Below are 18,181 nucleotides of genomic sequence, written 5' to 3' on the forward strand. Positions count from 1 at the left end.
AGCAGCTGTCGAGCAGCGCGAGGCAGCGTTCGGCGGCGAAGCCGTCGCAAACCCTGCGCACGCGGTTTACCTGAAAAACCGCGCTGCCTGATTTCACGACGGCTTCGCCGCCGAACGCTGCCTCGCGCTGCTCGACAGCTGCTACGGGATTCACCAGGTCGACCCGCTCTGAGCCGCCAACGCCCGCCGACTATTAGCCCGCATCGCCTTCACCAGCGACACCGTTCCCACCAGCAAAATCGCCGCGCCAAACAAGAAATCGATGTTGTACAACTGAAAATCCTGCAACGGCCCCACCAACAACACCCGGGCCGCAGCAACCCCCACCAGCGTGGCCAGAAAGTCGACCCCCGGCTCATCGCGATAAAACACATGCATCAGCGGCAGGCAGATCACCAGCAACAGCAGCAGCACAATCACCTTGAACGAACCTTTGCGCTCGACGCTGAACGCGCATTCCGTGGTCGCGTAAGGCTTGTAATCCTCATCGCGCACCAGCGGACTTTTCTCGTTGATGTATTCGGCGCGGTTGTATTTCTGAATTGGGGTGAAGGTGTTCGACATCTCCATCACGGTGGTGATGTGGCGGAAACGCAGGTCAATGCGCTCGTTGCCCTTGAGGTAATACAGCACCGGTTTGTAACCATAGCGGTAAGTGTCGAAGGGAAAGTCGGTGGTGCGACCCTGCACGCCGATCGGTCGCGACTCCAGTTCGGCGTAGGCACTTTTGTTGTCGGCGGCGAGGTTGCGGCTCAGGGGTTTGATCCTGACCTGCTCCAGGAAGATCGGCGCGGCGCCGAACGACCACTGCAGCGGTTCCAGGCGCAGGCGCAGTTCGTTGCGGCCCAGGTCATAGCGATTGAAGGTACGCTCGGAAACGATCACCGAACCACCGAGCATGAACTCGCCGCGCAGGTTGTTGGTGACGCGCAGGGTCAGTTGATCCTTGCCTTGGGACAGCGCGTCGGCCGACGGTGGCGTACCGCACCAAGCGGTGCTGTCGTAGGCGCCACCCAACTGCCCGCCGCGGTTTTCCTGGAAAACGTAGATGTAGCCGCCCCACAGGGTCAGCATCAGCAGAAATGCCGTCAGCCCCAAAATCTTTTTGCCGAAACTCACAACGCCAGACTCCCTTCTTGATTTCGTCCATGTAGCCAATGCAGCGGACTCTACCAAAATGCCAGTACCGGCCCAAGCAAAAACACTCCCTGACTACGCCCTGTAGCAGCTGAGGAGCAACGCGAGGCAGCGTCCGGCGGCGAAGCCGTCGTGAAATCACCTAACGCGGTGTATTAGGCTGACCGTTAACGCAGGGTTTACGACGGCTTCGCCGCCGGACGCTGCCTCGCGTTGCTCGACAGCTGCTACAGAAAGCTCAGCGGCGCCGGAATAATGGACGCGGCTCAATCACCGAACGCCCATACAACACACTCATCCCCGCCAGCCCCTTGAGCGCATCTTCAGCCGACTTTTCCTCGCGCACCGCAAAACTATCAAACCCGCATTGGCGCATGTGACTCAGCTGATCGCGCAGCACATCGCCAATCGCACGCAATTCACCTTTCCACCCCAGTCGAGTCCGCAACAGATACGCCTGGCTATAACCACGACCATCACGAAAGCTCGGAAAATCCAGCGCAATCAGCGGCAGCAGGTTGAAGCAGGATTTCAGGCTTTCCACCTCATCATCCGGCCCAAGCCAGACAGCATGTCGCGCCGGGTTATCAAGCCAGCGGGCCAGCGGCAGAATCAAGCGGCCCGCCGGCAACTCAGCGTCGATCTCCCGCACCAACGTCCACGGGTCATCCCGATCAATCCGCGCCACACCCTCCTCCAAGCGCAATAGATTAATCATGCCGACGCCTCCAGCACTTTCGGATAAACCCGTTCCTTGAACGGTTCCAACCCAATGCGTTGCACCGTATCGACGAACAACTCCTCACTTTCGCGGTAACGCACGAAGGTGCTGATGATCCGCTCAATCACATCCGGCACTTCAGCGGCACTGAAGGACGGCCCGATCACTTTACCCAACGCGCTGTGCTTGCCCTGAGCGCCGCCGAGGGTGATCTGGTACCACTCGCTGCCATTTTTATCGACGCCCAGAATGCCGATATTGCCGATGTGGTGATGGCCGCAGGCGTTCATGCAGCCGGAGATGTTGAGGCTGATATCGCCCAGGTCATGCAGGTAATCCAGGTCTTCGAATCGGCCTTGAATGGCTTGGGCGATAGGGATCGACTTGGCGTTGGCCAGCGCGCAAAAGTCGCCGCCAGGGCAAGCGATGATGTCGGTCAGCAAGCCGATATTGGCGCAGCCCAGGCCTTGGTCGCAGGCCAGGCACCACAGCGCATACAGGTCAGCCTTGGTCACGTCCGGCAGCACGATGTTCTGTTCATGGGCGATGCGGATCTCGCCGAAACCGAATTGCTCCGACCAGTCGGCCACCGCGTCCATCTGCTCGGCCGTGACGTCCCCCGGCGGAGACGCGATGCCCGGTTTGGTCGAGAGCACCACGCTGGCGTAACCCGGCACTTTGTGCGGCTGCACGTTGCGCGCGACCCAGCGGGCGAACGCCGGGTTCTGCGCCAGGCGCGTACCGAAATCCAGGTCGGTGCCCGCCAGCGCACGATACATCGGCGGGACGAAGGCACTGGCCACGCGCTCATATTCGACGTCGGTCAATTGCGCTGGGCCGTCCTTGAGGTGCTGCCACTCCTCCTCGACTTCCTTGGCGAAGGCGTCGATGCCGAGGGCTTTCACCAGGATCTTGATCCGCGCCTTGTACTTGTTATCCCGCCGACCGTGGCGGTTGTAGACCCGCAGCACCGCTTCGACGTAAGACAACAAATGCTGCCACGGCAGGCCTTCGCGAATCTGCAAACCGAGGATCGGCGTACGCCCGAGGCCACCGCCGACGATCACTCGCAAGAGCATTTGCCCGTCGGTGCCGGGGTAAAGATAGAGGCCGATGTCATGCATCATGATCGCCGCGCGGTCCTGTTTCGCCGAGCAGATGGCGATCTTGAACTTGCGCGGCAGAAACAGGAATTCCGGGTTGATGGTTGACCACTGCCGGAGGATTTCCGCCAGCGGGCGCGGGTCGATCAGTTCATCCGCCGCGACCCCGGCGAAGGCTTCGGTAGTGATGTTGCGCACGCAATTGCCGGAGGTCTGAATCGCGTGCATTTCCACCTGGGCCAGGCGTTCGAGGATGTCCGGCACCTGGGCCAGTTCGATCCAGTTGAACTGCATGTTCTGCCGGGTGGTGAAGTGGCCGTAGCCACGGTCGTAATCCCGGGCGATGCTCGCCAGGATACGCATCTGCCCGGCGCTCAAGGTGCCATAGGGAATCGCCACCCGCAGCATGTACGCATGCTTCTGCATGTACAGGCCGTTTTGCAGGCGCAGCGGCAGAAACTCTTCTTCGCTCAATTCACCGGCCATGAAACGCTCGACCTGATCGCGAAACTGCGCGACCCGTTCGAACACCAGCGCCCGGTCATAGTCGTCGTACTGATACATCTCGCTACCTCATCAGGATTGACCCGTAGCAGCTGTCGAGCACCGCGAGGCTGCGTTCGGCGGCGAAGCCGTCGTGAAATCAGGCGACGCGGTGCATCAGGCAGACCGCGAACACAGAGTTTGCGACGGCTTCGCCGCCGAACGCTGCCTCGCGGTGCTCGACAGCTGCTACGGGGTTTATGGCAGCGACTATGAACCTGCGGCGCAGCGCGTTACAGACCCACCTGAAAGCTAAAAAACCGTATCAGAGCGCGGCAGATGGCCGCAGGTATGCTCCGTATCTGATCCGCATAAATCGAGTTTTCCTGAGTCTGTTTTGTTTCCTGCGAGGTTTCTACAGTGCATCCCATGCCAGACCGGGTGGCCTGGCAAGACTCTGCATGGATGAACTGACCATGAGCACAGCAACAATCGGACAGGCCTACAACTACAAGGTCGTCCGCCAATTCATCGTGGCAACCATCGTCTGGGGCGTGGTGGGCATGGCCATGGGCGTGTGGATCGCCTCGCAACTGGTATGGCCGGAGATGAACCTCGACCTGCCGTGGACCACCTTCGGCCGCTTGCGCCCGCTGCACACCAGCCTGGTGATTTTCGGCTTTGCCGGCAGCGCGCAATTCGCCGCCAGTTATTACGCGGTGCAGCGTACCTGCCAGGTGCGGCTGTACTCGGACACGCTCGCGGCGTTCACCTTCTGGGGTTGGCAATCGGTGATCGTGATCATGCTGATCAGCCTGCCGCTGGGCTACACCACCACCAAGGAATACGCCGAGATCGAGTTCTCCGGCGCGGTGTGGATGACCGTGGTGTGGGTCGCCTACGCCATCGTGTTCTTCACCACGGTGGTGCAGCGCAAGACCAAGCACATCTACGTCGGCAACTGGTTTTTCGGCGCGTTCATTGTGGTGATCGCCATGCTGCACGTGGTCAATCACCTGTCGATTCCGGTGGACTGGTTCAAATCCTATCCGGTGTATTCCGGGGCCACCGACGCCATGGTGCAGTGGTGGTACGGGCACAACGCAGTGGGCTTTTTCCTGACCACCGGGTTCCTCGGGATGATGTATTACTTCGTGCCGAAACAGGTGGGTCGACCGGTGTATTCCTACCGGTTGTCGATCGTGCATTTCTGGGCGCTGATCACCCTCTACATCTGGGCCGGTCCGCACCATTTGCACTACACCGCGCTGCCAGACTGGGCGCAGTCCCTCGGCATGGCGATGTCGCTGATCCTGCTCGCGCCGAGCTGGGGCGGGATGATCAACGGGATGATGACGCTGTCCGGCGCCTGGCATAAGTTGCGCACCGACCCGATCCTGCGTTTCCTGGTGCTCTCGCTGGCGTTCTACGGCATGTCCACATTCGAGGGGCCGATGATGGCGATCAAGACTGTGAACGCCCTCTCCCACTACACCGACTGGACCATCGGCCACGTCCACGCCGGCGCCCTCGGCTGGGTGGCGATGATCACCTTCGGCGCGATCTACCACATGGTGCCGAAAGTCTTCGGCCGCGAGCAGATGTTCAGCACGCCGCTGATCAACCTGCACTTCTGGCTGGCGACGATTGGCACGGTGCTGTACATCGCGTCGATGTGGGTCAACGGCATCACTCAAGGCCTGATGTGGCGCGCGATCAACGACGACGGCACGCTGACCTATTCCTTCGTCGAAGCCTTGCAGGCCAGCCATCCGGGGTTCGTCGTGCGGTTTACCGGTGGCGTGTTCTTCCTCAGCGGCATGCTGCTGATGGCCTACAACACCTGGCGCACCGTGCGAGTGGCGGACGTATCCATGGCCGAGCGCGAAGCGCAGATTGCGTGAGGTTTGAGATGATCGAGATGGCGTTAAATCTGTTGGGGGTCGTCGGGTTTTGGCTGGCAATCGAGTATTGCTTGAAACACCAGACGCCCGAGAGCCTCGAGGACGCGAGCCTGATGCCGTTCGCCGATGACCCGGAGGTGGCGCGACGGGTTGAGTTGGCGACGGGGAAGAAGGTGAAGGCGGTGGCGCCGGAAGGGGCGAAGCCGGGGTGGGGGAATATCGAAATTTGATGCGACGCCAATCCACTGTGGGAGCGGGCTTGCTCGCGAAGGCGTCCGTTCAGTCGATAAAAATGTCGCCTGACACTCCGCTTTCGCGAGCAAGCCCGCTCCCACAGGGTTATGGATCAGCCGCGCTCGCGGGGGATCAGGCTCTGCAACTGCTGCGCCAGGAAGTTCGCGTCGAGGCTAAAGGTATCCGGGTCTTTCAGCCCATTGGTCTTGCGCCATTGCCAGTTGGCAGACGGCGGCAGGCACACCAGGGAAATGCTGCCGTAACGCGCCGCTGTCAGGCCCATCACCGCCAGGGAAATCTGGCCACCGGCGCCCATCACGTCCGGCACGAATTCCACTGGTTTGCCGGCGATCACCACCGTCAGCTTTTCGGTCTTGAAGGTCGAGGCCTCGACCGGCACGCTTGGGCCGGACGCGACGTACACTTCGCGGCTCACTTCCAGCAGGTTCGGCGTCTGGACCGGTTCCAGCCAGTGCTGGATCTGATCGAACAGCTCACCAATGCGCGTCGCCCACACGGCCGATTGCGATTCAAACAATTGCTTCTTGTGCGCTTCGCTTTCTGCGTAGTGACGAAGCATCTCGCCCAGTTGCTGTACGTTGTCCATTGCCATGTTCCTTTGGTTGAAGCAGTGCTGCGGACTTTGAGCATGGCAGATGCCAGCGGCCGGCGTACGACTAAAAGCGTGAGCGGTACTGGCTGGGGGTCATGGCCAGGTGTTTGCGAAAGGCGCTGCCCATGTGCGACTGATGGGCGAACCCGGCGTCGAGGGCGATGCTGGCCAGGGGCAGATCGGTTTGCTCGATCATGCGGCGCGCAGCCTGGAGCCTGACTTCGATCAGGTAGGCGTGGGGTGTGAGGCCGATGGTGCGGGTGAAATCGCGCAGAAACCGCAGCTCGTTGTGTCCGTAAGTCACGGCCAACTGCTCCAGGCTCAGGGGTTGATGGAACTGCTCGGCGATTTGATCGAGGACTCGGGCGAAGGCTTTGGGAGTGGTTCGGGAGTCGACTTGCAGACTCGCCTGCCCCACCAACTGCAATGCCGCTTGTTCGAGCGCCAGACCGTCAGGTTGGGGGTTGAGAATCAAGCGGCGCAAAGTCCGAGCCAGCCCCAGCGCCTGAACGTGCCCCGGTGACTGCACCCGATGGCTAACCGCAGGCAGATGCTGCCGGGCAAACGGTTCATCCAGCCGCAGCAACAGGTATTCGCCGCCACTGGCAGATTCGGAAAACACTTCCACGCCGACCGGGGTATGTGCAAGAACGCCGGGCAGCGTGTCGAAGTCCACCCGATGGTCGGAATCGATGGCGTGCACGCCTTGCTGGCGCTCCAGAGTCACGCCGAGCGTGTGCCACTGCGCCGGGTCCCGGGCGCTGTAGGCCGCGCGCGGCAGCAGATGCAGGCCGATTTTATCGCCCAGCAGGCTTTGGCTCAGCATGTGAAATTTCCTGATAGATCGAAGCGCGGATCCACGGGAGACTCTCTATCAAAGGGTTGCCAAAAAACAGGAGCACAGCATGCGCACCATCGGCCTTATCGGCGGCATGAGCTGGGAGTCCAGCGCCGAATACTATCGCCTCATCAACCAGCAGGTCCGGGACCGTCTCGGGCCGTTGCGCTCGGCGCAATTGCTAATGTACAGCGTCGACTTCGGGCCTGTCGAACAGGCCCAGCACGCCGGGCGCTGGGACGATGCGGCCGCAATCCTGGTGGATGCCGCGCGCAGGCTGGAGGCTGGCGGCGCCGAGTGCGTGGTGCTGTGTACCAACACCATGCACAAGGTGGCCGGGCAGATTCAGGCGGCGATCGGCATTCCGTTCCTGCATATCGCCGACCCGACCGGCCAGGCGGCAGTCGATGCCGGCGCGCTGAAAGTCGGGTTGCTGGGTACCGCGTTTACCATGGAGCAGGACTTTCTCAAGGATCGCCTGATAGCCAAGGGACTGACAGTGCTGGTACCGGACGTCAAGGAGCGTCAGGCCGTGCATCGAATCATCTACGACGAATTGTGCGTTGGCGTGATCAGCGAGGCATCGCGGAAGGTCTACCAGCAAGTCATCGAGTCCCTGACCCGACGTGGCGCCCAGGCGATCATCCTCGGCTGCACGGAAATCGGCCTGCTGATCAAACCCGAGCACAGCGCCCTGCCCCTGCTCGACACCACCGAACTGCATGCGCAGGCGGCGGTGGCGTTCGCATTAGGCGAGTGACTCAACCGGCCTTGGGCGTGGCACGCAGACGCGCCATGCTCAAGGCATCCACCAGCACGCCGTCACGCACGGCATAGTCGCGAAACAGGCCTTCGTCTTCAAAACCGAACTTGCGGTACAAGCCAATGGCCGCGGCGTTGTCGGCATACACCGAGAGTTCGACCCGGCGCAGGTTCATCCAGTTGTCAGCGATATCCAGCGCCGTGGCCAGCAGTTTCGAGCCGACGCCCTTGCCCTGCCATTCCCCGGCGACACCCATGCCAATGCTGCCGGCGTGGCTGCGGCGGATCCGCGAGAACTGCTCCAGCCCGATATTGCCGATGACCGCGCCCTGATACAGCGCCACCAGTTGCACCACCCGCTCGTTGTCCGGCATCAGGCGTTTGCGCCAGACTTCGGTGGATTGAAAGGGCATTTGCAGGACTTGACGGGTAATCGCCGGGTCGTTGTAGAGCGCGGTGATGCCGTCGATGTGGGATTCGTTGAAGCGCTGAATGGTGATGCTGGGGTCGGTGGTCGTCATGGTGATTCTTCCTTGAATGGCCGCTTACTCTAAACCGCGATCTACCTGCGTGGCGAGATCCAAATGTGGGAGAGGGCCTGCTCCCACAAAGGATCTGTGGTGTGTTTAAAAATCAGTTTTGAGAGCCACTGACCACTCGTCCAAAACCTCCCCTTACCTGTAATTTCTGACAGTAGCCAACCCCCTCCAGCCGAGGTTTGATCACTCCAGCCCTTCTCTGATTGCGCAAGGAGTCCACATCATGCCAACCACTCCCTCTTCCGATGACACCGTCCTGGTCCTCTATCCACCCAGAATGCCCGGCGCCACCACACCGGTCATCGGTGCTCATTACGGCGTGCCAAAGCGCATTTATGACCTGGAGCCAATGGGCGCCAAAGTGGAGGTCAATCCTTATCCGGATCAGGAAGCGGGCGACACGGTGTTCCTCAACCTGGACGAGTACAACGGCATCGACAGCAGGCAGACGCAGTCCGACTCCGACACCGTCGCGCTCTACATCCCCAAGAATATGTTGAAGCAGGACACCCTCCATAAGCTCTCCTACTCCGTGGTGCGCGGCAGCCAGAACCGAGGTACCTCGGAGCCGCTGCTGGAGTTGCTCTATAACCTCGTCCGCCCCGGCAATCAGGACCGCGCTCCCGGCCCAGGTGAAAACGATGGCCACTCCGAGCTGGAGTTGTTGCTGCCGGATGAGATCAAGAACGACGTCGGCCCGGACTTCCCGGTGGCCGGTGTGCCGGTCTGCGTTTCCTACCCGTTTTGCCGCGCCTACGATCGGATTCGCCTGAACCTCAACGGGCATGATGTCTACCACACCGTCACCCCGCTGGAGGCACCACTGCCGGGTTCGGCCACGCCGGTGAAGGTGTGCTTTACCGTGACGCGCGCGGACCTGGCCGCAGGCGGCGATCACCCCCAATTCAACATTTCCTACACCGTCACCGACCAGTGTGGGAATGGTCCTGATCCCGATGCGCCGTGGTCGGCGTCACAGGTGGTGGATGTGGATTTGGCCGGACGCCAACTCGTGGCCCCGGACCTGGCCGAAGACCCGGATGACCCGAGCGATGACCCGGCGACCATTGACCTGATCAAACTCGGGACAAAAGACCTGACGGTATCGGTGCATACCTTTGCACCGGTGTGGCAGGTCAACGATGGTATTCGCGTGGCCTACACCGCCACACCGCCCACCGGTCCGGTGGCGGATCAACTGATCACCGCCGACGTTACCCGTGTGCCCTTCACCTACAAACTAATGGTGGATAACGCCAAGGTGTTGCCCAACAGCGTGGTGCGCGCCCGGTATGAGTTGGTTCGCAACAATGTGGTGATAGCCACCTCACGCACTGCGATTGCACGGGTTATTGGTGAAGGCGCCGTCGAGTTGAGACCGCCGTTTCTGGTGGGGGCTACCAGCCCGATTGACGCGCTGGCGTATCCGGATGGTGTGACGGTGCGGGTCGAGCATCTTCCCGCCTTGACTGGAGACACGGCGCAATTGGTCGAAGTCAATCCGCCGTCGGGGGCAGTGCCGTTTCCGGAAGTGCCACTTAACGCGAACAAGCGGGCGAACTTTACGTTGAGCCCTGAGTATTTGGTGCAGCGGCATGGGGAGGCGTTGTCGGTACTTTGGATTTACTCGCGTAATGGGGTGGAGATTGGGCGGTCTGAAGCGCTGCGGTTGCAGGTGATGAAGATTGCGGATGGCGATACGCGGTTGCCGACGCCGGTGATTAATCAGGCGCAGGGGTTGGTGCTGGACCTGAGTACGTTTGAGGGGGATGCGACTATTGATGTGGACAAGTGGATCGGGATTAAAGAAAGACAACCTACTTGGATGGATGCAGAAAGTGGTAGCAATAAACATCCGGTATTGAATGCGCACCTTGTGACACCTACTGAGATAGCGGGAGGTCTTCGAGGGAAAGTTTTGCCGCGTAGTTGGTTGGAGGGGTTGGCGGACGAAAGCAACGTAACAATTCCGACGAGTGTTTCGTTCCAAGGGGGAGCATCCAAGGATGATGCTGTTTTTTTTCCAATGCATATCTACACACTTAAACACAAGCCAAAAACTATAGACGAGAACTTTGACGAGGCACCTTTAGTAGAGCTTCTTCCGAATCAAAGCATTGAAATAACAACAATGAAAATCACTAACTTTTCTATTCCGGGAGATGCATTCGTACACATTACCGATCACAAATACAATTTCCCAGTCATACCTGGACAGATATCCGGAAACATACTAATCATGCAAAGCGATACAGCCTTTAATTACCTAGAGTCCGAACCAAAGCCTAGCTTAAATACCAAGCCGAGAATGAGAATGGAACTTAAATTTACCTGCTCCAATATAAGCTTCTGGTACATGGCACAGCAAGACTGGGTCGAAGCCTTTACAACAGTTAATTTTTTTGACATTAACGGAAACTACTTGGATCACAAAATACTAAATGCCGGGACTCCTCCCTACACACAAATGCAGAAGTTTGATATATCAATAAAAGGTGTTCATAAAATCGAATTCGAATCAGATGGTGGTTTTACATTTTTCGACTACTTCTCCTTCAAAACTTAAGAGCAATTTAGGGAGAACAATTATTTGCAAAGCGGCCCAACGGGGGAAACTCACTCGCCCAAATAGGTGTTGTCGGATCAGAAAAAAGGCCTACAGGCAGAGCGGATATTTCGGTTTATTAGGCGGTTGACTGCCCTGCCCTCACTCCCTATCCTCGCGCCTGTCACGACTCATTCGTGATCGGGTTTGACGGCTCGGGCTGCATCTCAAGACGTATGGTTTCCTTAACTTCGCACGCGAACAACTTCGTCCGCAGCAAAGTCCTATGGTGACTGTGCGTGGGGCACCTTCGGGTGCGCCGGGTACTTGAGACCGGTCCGTCAACCTGCGCACAGTTGCCACCATTCGTTTGACGGCGAGGAAGTGGTAACTCCTACTTATCTCAAGAGTTAAACCAATGACAGACGCAACCACAAAATCCACCCCCTTCGCCCCCTGCGATCACATCGACCATCACCTCTTCGCCGTCCAACCCGGCATCCCGCTGCTCGACGCGCTGGAGCACGCCTCGGTCTACCTCAGTTGCGCCGAAGCCCTCGCCCATCAAGCCCCTCACGCCACCCGCCCGGAGCACATCGCGACGTTACGCTGGGCGAGCAAACAGATGCTCGGCACCGCAAGTTCATTGTTGCAGGCCTCCATCGACGGCATGCATGCGGCGCAAGCGGGAGGTGAGGCATGAATGCGCATGTGCCGATGACCCACAACGAGCGCGATATCCCGGCGCTGGTGGTGGCCACGCAAGCGCCATTGGACGTGTTGCACAGCAATGCCTCGGCGCGGTTTCTGGCGGGGACGCAGATGATGGAGAGTCTGGCCAGTCTGGATATCTCCCAGGCCAAGGGTGCGGATGTGCAGCAATTGGCACATGCGGCGGCGTGATGGGTGTGATGTGATGGATGTGTTGGGGCGGCAGATTCGGGCGCGGGTGTAACAGGAGCCGGCTGACTGAGTTGATTGGCAGGGCCTCTTCGCGAGCAAGCTTCGCTCCTACAGGGGATCTGTGGTGAACGCGGAATGTGTGTTCGATGATGATCGACTGTAGGAGCAAGGCTTGCCCGCGAAGGCGGTTTAACCTTCAACGTTGAAAGTGGCTGACACGACGCCTTCACGAGCAAGCCCGATCCCACAGGGGATTGGCGTCAGCTTTCGAACCAGTCCCGACGCTCATGGAAGGTGTGGCGGATCAGTTCGGCGAGTTCCTGCACTTCGGTTTGCTGCCGGGAATGGGCATTCACCGCCAGCCACGCCTGGCGCTGCATTGGCTCGCTGAACAACCCCGGCAGGGCAATCAGCGCGCGGTCGAAGCGGCTGATATAGCCAGGCAACAGGCCGATGCAGGCGCTGCACCGAGTCATTTCCAGCATCAGTTCGTAGGACTGCAACTGCACGACCCCGGCCAGGCGTTGTTCCACCAGGCGATTCCAGGGCCCGAAGCTGTCGATCTGGCGGTCGTGCTGCCAGTGCACCAGCATGAAATCCGCCAGTTCATCGAGGCTTTCCGGGCGGGACGTGACCCGTGAATAGCGTTTGGCGATGTGCGGAAAATAGTCCAGTTGCGCCAGGCGTTGTGGCTCATCGGTGGCGAACGTCGGTCCGGGCAACGGTGTGTCGCCGGTCCCCAACCACAGCACCACATCGGCGCTGACGGCTTGCAAGGCGAGTTCGCTGTCCAGCGAGATGATCTCCAGGCGCACGCTGGCATTGCGCCGCAGCAGCGCGATCAGGTCGCGACCGAGGATGTCATGCAGGATCGACTCGGCCACCGCCAGCCGAACCAGCGGCTGTTCGACCAGCGGCAAAGTGCGTTCGTGAGCCAACGCGATCAGTTGCGCATGCAGTTGCAACCCTTCACGGCTGAGGCTCAGATTGCTGCCCTGGAAATTGAACAGGGTGCGCTGCAACTGCGCTTCCAGTTTCGCCAGTTGTTTGCGCAACAACGTCGTCCTGACGTTGAGGCTGCGCGCCGCCTGCATGAAACAGCCGCACCGGGCGCTGACCATGAAGTACTGCGCCACCTCGGCCTCGATCCCGGCTGCCAGCGCCAGCCAGGATTCGGATTTCGCCTCGGGGTAGCGGTAATCGCTCGTGTTCTGAGCTCCTGCGGGTTCTGCAAATGCCATCGATGACTCCCTGTCGTGCTTGTTCGTCGAGCTTCCTCTGCTGATTGTTAACGGAACATTGCTGCACTTGTGTTTCAGGCTCAGGAATAAACCGGCCACACGTCGACAATCCTGCCGCCCCGCACCGCTAGCAAATCACCGAACTGCAACAACACCGACTCGGTCTGGGTAGGACGCAGGAACACTTGGTCTTCCACCGCCAACCCCACGGCGCTGGAGCCGTTCACCATCTCCTGATTGGAGCTGCGCCCGTACACCCCATTGCTCTGCAAACCCTGCGGCGATTCGAACTCGGCCATCCAGTTGCCGCCATAGATGAAAAACGTCTCGCGCTGATTGGCGTCCCACCACGAAAACAGCTTCGACTTGCCATCCAGCGCCGGAATATTCACCGTTCCAGTGCTTTTCAACACCGGCGTGGCGATGTACGCCGCCGGCACGTGGTCCAGCAGCGACGGTAAGTCGTAGTGCGTCGGCTTGAGCATCGCCGTGCCCACCGACACCTCGGTGCTCAGGCGTTCCTGTTCGTGCATGCGATAACTGGGGCTGCCGGCGGTGTTGAGCGTCAACCCTTCACGCCACAGACCGGGATATTGCTGACGGGTGAAATCGACGCAACGGTTGTAGATCACCATGACTTTGCCGAACAGTTCTTCGGGCGAACCCAGGATCCCCGGCACACCCATGCCGACGAACGGGTCGTAACCCATGAACCCCGCGAACTCCAGGTTTTGCGGGTTGGCGCTGATCAGCGACAACATCTGCCCAAGAACGCCCACATCGCTGACACCGCCACGGTGCAGGCCAACGTCCAGTTCAATATTCACCCGCAATCGCGTACCCAAGCCTTTCGCGAGTGCCAGGTATTGCTGGAGCCGCTCGGGGGTGTCGAGCAACCACTGCAACTGCTTCGCCGGGTCGAACGGCCCTTTGTGCGTTTCATAAAACAACTGCGCCGAACGCACCGGCAGCGGTTTGCCCAGCAGGATATCCGCGTCGGGAAACTGCACGGCGTCATGGTTGAGAAACGGTTGGTGAAACGACATCAGGCGCTTCGTCCCGGCGCGCTGGGCGATATACGTCAGCAGCCCCGGCGCCGGCAGGGATTTCTCCACCAGACGCAGGTGCTTGCCGCCACGCTGGACCGATTGCGTCACCACATCGATGTTGTGATCGAGGCGATCCAGATCAATCAGCATCACCGGGCGCATCGGGCCGTGGTCCTTGAGTTCGCGGTTCAGCGCTCGAAAATAATCGCTGTAGGGACCGCCCCGATCCCCCGGTCGCAACCAAGCGCCAACCCCCACCAGTAAAGCGCCAACCCCCAAACTCCCGAGCAGGAAATTGCGACGATTCACGGCCATCAGTTCACCCCCAGAATCGACGCCAGATGTGCGTTGAGAAACTTGCCGCTGGGGTCCAGCGCCTGACGCACCTCAACGAATTCCCGCCAGCGCGGGTACAGTGGCTGCAGGTTTTTAGCATTCAAGGTATGCAACTTGCCCCAGTGCGGCCGCCCGTTGTACTTCCAGAAAATCGGCTCAACGGCGGCGAAGAAGTTGTGATGGTCCATCTGGTAATGCTGGTGGACCGAGATCGAGCAACTGTCGCGGCCTTCGAACATGCTCAGGGGAATGTCGTCAGCTTTCACGTAGCGGTACTCGATGGGAAACCAGGTGCGCAGGTCCTTGTCCTGAATCAGCTTGAGGATTTCCCGCAGGCAGGCCGGGCCAAGTTCTGCCGGCACCGAATATTCCATCTCGTTGAAGCGCACGGTGCGCACGTTGGCGTAGATGTCGAACGAGTCGCCGACCCGGTCATCGAAACTGGCGAGGTGGCGCAGGTTGTTGAGCAGTGTGCGGCGCAGGTCGGGGAAATCGCTGCCGTACTTGTCGATCTTCTCGATCAGGGTCACGAACTCGTTGCCGCCCTCTTCCTCCGGCGGGATCGGCGGCGTGGCCGGGTCGTTGGTTTCGTTGAGGGCGATCGACAGCGCGTAGTCGGAATGGGTCACCACAAGCATTTCCCAGTGCTGGTTTTCCCGGGTGTTCTTGTCGAGGTCTTCCAGCAGTTCTTCGGTCTTGGCGATCCACTGGCGTTCTCGCAGGCGATAGGCCGGGCGGTTTTGCAGGCGGATTTTAGTCGCCACGCCCAAGGTGCCGAGGGAAACCCGCGCCGCGCTGAAGACTTCGGGATGACGGTTGCTGTCACAGTCCAACACCTCGCCGCTGGCGGTCACCAGTTGCAAGCCGCAGACGTGGGCGGAATAGGATTGAAAGGTTTTGCCGGTGCCGTGGGTCGAGGTGGAGATCGCCCCGGCGAGGGTCTGGTAGTCGATGTCGGCCATGTTTTGCAGGGCTTGGCCTATGTCTTTCAGCGGCGTGCCCATGCGTGACATCGGCGTGCCGGCGGCGAATTCGGCCTGCAACGTGTTGGGGTCGTGGTCGAGCAATCCGGTGAAGTAGCTCAGGGACAACAACGTGCCGTCGGTGGGCACCAGGGCGCTGAAGGAATGCGCCGAGCCGACCGGTCTTACTTTGCCGGGGGCCTGGCGGATGACCTGGGTGAGCTCATCCAGATTTTTCGGCGCCAACCGCGCCGCCGGCAGGCAACTCTGGCCACCCGACCAGTTGCGCCATGGAATCAACCGTGGTGCGCGCAGCAGCTCGGCCAGCGCCGGGCTTGAGCCGAGGGCGGTGAAGGCGCCGATGATGCTCGCCCGTTGCAGTAACTGACGTCGAGTCAGGTCCATTGTCATGAAGTGCACCTGCCGTTCTTATTGTTGGATGGACTGACCGGACATAAACGAAATCAACGCGAGGAATTCTTCCTCCGAACACTGCATGCACAGCCCCATCGGCGGCATGCCGTTGTAGCCGTTGATCGCGTGATCGAGCAGCGTGTCGGCGCCCTGCTGAACGCGCGGTTCCCAGGCTTTTTTATCGCCGGTCAGTGGTGCGCCGGCGGCAGGATTGGCGTGGCAGAGCTGGCAGCTGTTGGCGTAGACCTGGGCCAGTGCGGCGTCGCTGGGTGCTGAATTGGCCGCTTCGTTGCGGGTGGCCGTGGGCTTGGCTTCTTCGCCGCAGCCGCTGAGCAACGTGGCGACGATCAGAAACGCCGCGTACCTGTTTGTCGGCATAGCCATCCTCTCGTTGGGTGCTCCGGCCAGCCGGGGGCACATTGTTATTGTGATCAAGGAGAGGCCACGTTAAGCCAGGCACGTCGCGGGGTTGAGGGCATTGCGGGACATTAAGGGGGGCTTCTGAGGCCACCGAAAAAACCTGTGGGAGCGGCGGTGCGACGATTCGACTTGCTCGCGAAGGCGGTGGGTCAGCCAGCATCAGTGTTGAATGACACACCGCCTTCGCGAGCAAGCCCGCTCCCACAAAGGGCCGGTGTCGATTAATGCCAGCAGCGTCTATCTTGAATAAGCGACGCTCACCTGCGATGGGTCATGACAAGCGAGGCCCAGGTCTGCTAAAACGATTCATCAACGCCTTACCGAATCCAGACGGGGTAGCGACATGACCACAGCACACATCCTTGGCAATCTGTTTCCCGACAGCAGCGACATCCCGGAAAAATACCGCCTCGACGGCCAGACCGAGCAGCGCGAATACCTGGTCGATGGTCAATTGCGCACCTGGGACGGCCCGCTCGCCCAGGTTCGCAGCCCGGTGTACCTGACCGGCGAGAATGGCGACGAACAAGTGATCCTCGGCAGCACGCCCTTGCTGGATGCCGAAACCGCGCTGACCGCCCTCGACGCCGCCGTGCGTGCCTACGACCGTGGCCAGGGCCTGTGGCCGACCATGCGCGTGGCTGAACGCATTCAACACGTCGAAGCGTTCCTCGGGCGCATGCGCCAGCAGCGTGAAGCCGTGGTGAAGCTGCTGATGTGGGAAATCGGCAAGAACCTCAAGGACTCGGAAAAAGAGTTCGACCGCACCTGCGATTACATCGTCGACACCATCAACGCGCTCAAGGAACTTGACCGCCGCTCCAGCCGTTTCGAGCTGGAGCAGGACACCCTCGGCCAGATCCGCCGCGTACCGCTGGGCGTCGCCTTGTGCATGGGGCCTTACAACTATCCGCTGAACGAAACCTTCACCACGCTGATTCCGGCGCTGATCATGGGCAACACCGTGGTGTTCAAACCGGCCAAACTTGGCGTGCTGCTGATTCGCCCGTTGCTGGAAGCCTTCCGTGACAGCTTCCCGACCGGCGTGATCAACGTGATCTACGGCAGTGGCCGGGAAACCGTCAGCGCGCTGATGGCCAGCGGCAAGATCGATATCTTCGCGTTTATCGGCACCAACAAAGCCGCCAGCGACCTGAAGAAACTCCACCCAAAACCACACCGTTTGCGTGCCGCCCTCGGCCTGGATGCGAAAAACCCCGGCATCGTGTTGCCCGAAGTGGATCTGGACAACGCCGTCAGCGAAGCGCTTACCGGCTCGCTGTCGTTCAATGGCCAGCGCTGCACCGCGCTGAAAATCCTCTTCGTCCACGAAGACGTGGTCGAGTCGTTCATCGAGAAATTCAACGCCAAACTCGCCACCCTCAAACCCGGCATGCCGTGGGACAGCGGCGTGGCCCTGACGCCGTTGCCGGAAGCGAGCAAAGTCGATTACCTGCATTCGCTGGTCGCCGACGCGGTGAGTAAAGGCGCGACCGTGGTCAATCCCAATGGCGGCGAAGCGCGCGCGTCGTTCTTCTACCCGGCGGTGCTGTACCCGGTGAACCCGCAGATGCGCGTCTATCAGGAAGAACAGTTCGGTCCCGTGGTGCCAATCGTGCCGTACCGGCATCTGGACACGGTGATCGATTACGTCCTGGAATCGGACTTCGGCCAGCAACTGAGTATCTTCGGCACCAACCCGGTGGCGGTTGGCCGGCTGGTCGACACCTTCGCCAACCAGGTCGGGCGCATCAACATCAACGCCCAGTGCCAGCGCGGCCCGGACACCTTCCCGTTCAACGGTCGCAAGAACTCTGCCGAAGGCACCTTGTCGGTACATGACGCATTGCGGGTTTTTTCGATCCGCACACTGGTGGCGACCAAGTTCCAGGACAGCAACAAAGCACTCATCAGCGAGATCATTCGCGGACGGGATTCGAGCTTCCTGACCACTGATTACATTTTCTGAGGAGAACC

The 18,181-nt window shown here is 60.1% G+C and carries 17 protein-coding genes; 7 read left to right on the forward strand and 10 right to left on the reverse strand.

Annotated elements, in window-relative coordinates:
* Positions 1-150 precede the first annotated feature (150 nt).
* From NK667_RS12510 to NK667_RS12520, 3 genes are all read right to left on the reverse strand, one after another.
* The gene (locus tag NK667_RS12510; protein WP_054614932.1) at positions 151-1,119 is read right to left on the reverse strand and encodes a hypothetical protein; all 969 of its coding nucleotides are present in this window, start codon (positions 1,117-1,119) and stop codon (positions 151-153) included.
* A gap of 256 nt (positions 1,120-1,375) precedes the next feature.
* Positions 1,376-1,855, reverse strand: coding sequence for a DUF934 domain-containing protein (locus NK667_RS12515; protein WP_054614933.1), 480 nt, complete (start codon positions 1,853-1,855; stop codon positions 1,376-1,378).
* Positions 1,852-3,525: a nitrite/sulfite reductase gene (locus NK667_RS12520; protein WP_054614934.1), complete on the reverse strand. Its 1,674-nt coding sequence runs from the start codon at positions 3,523-3,525 to the stop codon at positions 1,852-1,854. Before NK667_RS12520 ends, NK667_RS12515 begins: the two co-directional genes overlap by 4 nt.
* Positions 3,526-3,920: 395 nt before the next feature.
* On the opposite strand from NK667_RS12520, the gene ccoN reads away from it, so the two are divergent.
* A complete protein-coding gene (ccoN, locus tag NK667_RS12525) occupies positions 3,921-5,348 on the forward strand; it encodes a cytochrome-c oxidase, cbb3-type subunit I (RefSeq protein WP_054047690.1) in 1,428 nt (475 codons plus the stop codon).
* A gap of 8 nt (positions 5,349-5,356) precedes the next feature.
* Positions 5,357-5,578, forward strand: a complete 222-nt coding sequence (locus NK667_RS12530) for a hypothetical protein (protein WP_054614935.1) — start codon at positions 5,357-5,359, stop codon at positions 5,576-5,578.
* Positions 5,579-5,694: 116 nt separating this feature from the next.
* Here the strand turns inward: NK667_RS12530 and NK667_RS12535 are convergent, their stop codons facing one another.
* Together NK667_RS12535 and NK667_RS12540 are read right to left on the reverse strand one after the other, a co-directional pair.
* Positions 5,695-6,189, reverse strand: coding sequence for a hypothetical protein (locus tag NK667_RS12535; RefSeq protein WP_054614936.1), 495 nt, complete (start codon positions 6,187-6,189; stop codon positions 5,695-5,697).
* Between the two features lie 70 nt (positions 6,190-6,259).
* Positions 6,260-7,021, reverse strand: coding sequence for a helix-turn-helix domain-containing protein (locus NK667_RS12540; protein WP_054046520.1), 762 nt, complete (start codon positions 7,019-7,021; stop codon positions 6,260-6,262).
* A gap of 79 nt (positions 7,022-7,100) precedes the next feature.
* Between NK667_RS12540 and NK667_RS12545 the strand changes: the two genes are divergently transcribed.
* Entirely contained in the window at positions 7,101-7,793 is a 693-nt protein-coding gene (locus NK667_RS12545; RefSeq protein ID WP_054614937.1) for an aspartate/glutamate racemase family protein, read from the forward strand.
* Position 7,794: 1 nt separating this feature from the next.
* On the opposite strand, the gene NK667_RS12550 is transcribed toward NK667_RS12545, so the two are convergent.
* On the reverse strand, positions 7,795-8,316 hold the full coding sequence (locus tag NK667_RS12550; protein WP_054614938.1) for a GNAT family N-acetyltransferase: 522 nt from the start codon (positions 8,314-8,316) through the stop codon (positions 7,795-7,797).
* Positions 8,317-8,557: 241 nt separating this feature from the next.
* On the opposite strand from NK667_RS12550, the gene NK667_RS12555 reads away from it, so the two are divergent.
* The 3 genes from NK667_RS12555 (at position 8,558) to NK667_RS12565 (ending at position 11,782) form a co-directional block, all read left to right on the forward strand.
* The gene (locus NK667_RS12555) at positions 8,558-10,900 is read left to right on the forward strand and encodes a hypothetical protein (protein WP_254744616.1); all 2,343 of its coding nucleotides are present in this window, start codon (positions 8,558-8,560) and stop codon (positions 10,898-10,900) included.
* Positions 10,901-11,297: 397 nt separating this feature from the next.
* Positions 11,298-11,582: a DUF3077 domain-containing protein gene (locus NK667_RS12560; protein WP_054614940.1), complete on the forward strand. Its 285-nt coding sequence runs from the start codon at positions 11,298-11,300 to the stop codon at positions 11,580-11,582.
* A complete protein-coding gene (locus NK667_RS12565) occupies positions 11,579-11,782 on the forward strand; it encodes a short-chain dehydrogenase (RefSeq protein WP_236708586.1) in 204 nt (67 codons plus the stop codon). Before NK667_RS12560 ends, NK667_RS12565 begins: the two co-directional genes overlap by 4 nt.
* Before the next feature lie 260 nt (positions 11,783-12,042).
* Here NK667_RS12565 and NK667_RS12570 read toward each other — a convergent pair whose 3' ends face one another.
* The 4 genes from NK667_RS12570 to NK667_RS12585 form a co-directional block, all read right to left on the reverse strand.
* Positions 12,043-13,023, reverse strand: a complete 981-nt coding sequence (locus tag NK667_RS12570) for a LysR family transcriptional regulator (RefSeq protein WP_054614941.1) — start codon at positions 13,021-13,023, stop codon at positions 12,043-12,045.
* Positions 13,024-13,103: 80 nt separating this feature from the next.
* A complete protein-coding gene (locus tag NK667_RS12575; protein ID WP_161807674.1) occupies positions 13,104-14,312 on the reverse strand; it encodes a DSD1 family PLP-dependent enzyme in 1,209 nt (402 codons plus the stop codon).
* Between the two features lie 74 nt (positions 14,313-14,386).
* Positions 14,387-15,781, reverse strand: coding sequence for a D-arabinono-1,4-lactone oxidase (locus NK667_RS12580; RefSeq protein WP_054614943.1), 1,395 nt, complete (start codon positions 15,779-15,781; stop codon positions 14,387-14,389).
* A gap of 18 nt (positions 15,782-15,799) precedes the next feature.
* Positions 15,800-16,162, reverse strand: a complete 363-nt coding sequence (locus NK667_RS12585) for a c-type cytochrome (RefSeq protein ID WP_054614944.1) — start codon at positions 16,160-16,162, stop codon at positions 15,800-15,802.
* Positions 16,163-16,547: 385 nt separating this feature from the next.
* Between NK667_RS12585 and NK667_RS12590 the strand changes: the two genes are divergently transcribed.
* A complete protein-coding gene (locus NK667_RS12590) occupies positions 16,548-18,173 on the forward strand; it encodes an NADP-dependent glyceraldehyde-3-phosphate dehydrogenase (protein ID WP_054046534.1) in 1,626 nt (541 codons plus the stop codon).
* Positions 18,174-18,181: the final 8 nt, after the last annotated feature.

The sequence above is a fragment of the Pseudomonas nunensis genome, from assembly GCF_024296925.1.
GTDB lineage: Bacteria > Pseudomonadota > Gammaproteobacteria > Pseudomonadales > Pseudomonadaceae > Aquipseudomonas > Aquipseudomonas nunensis.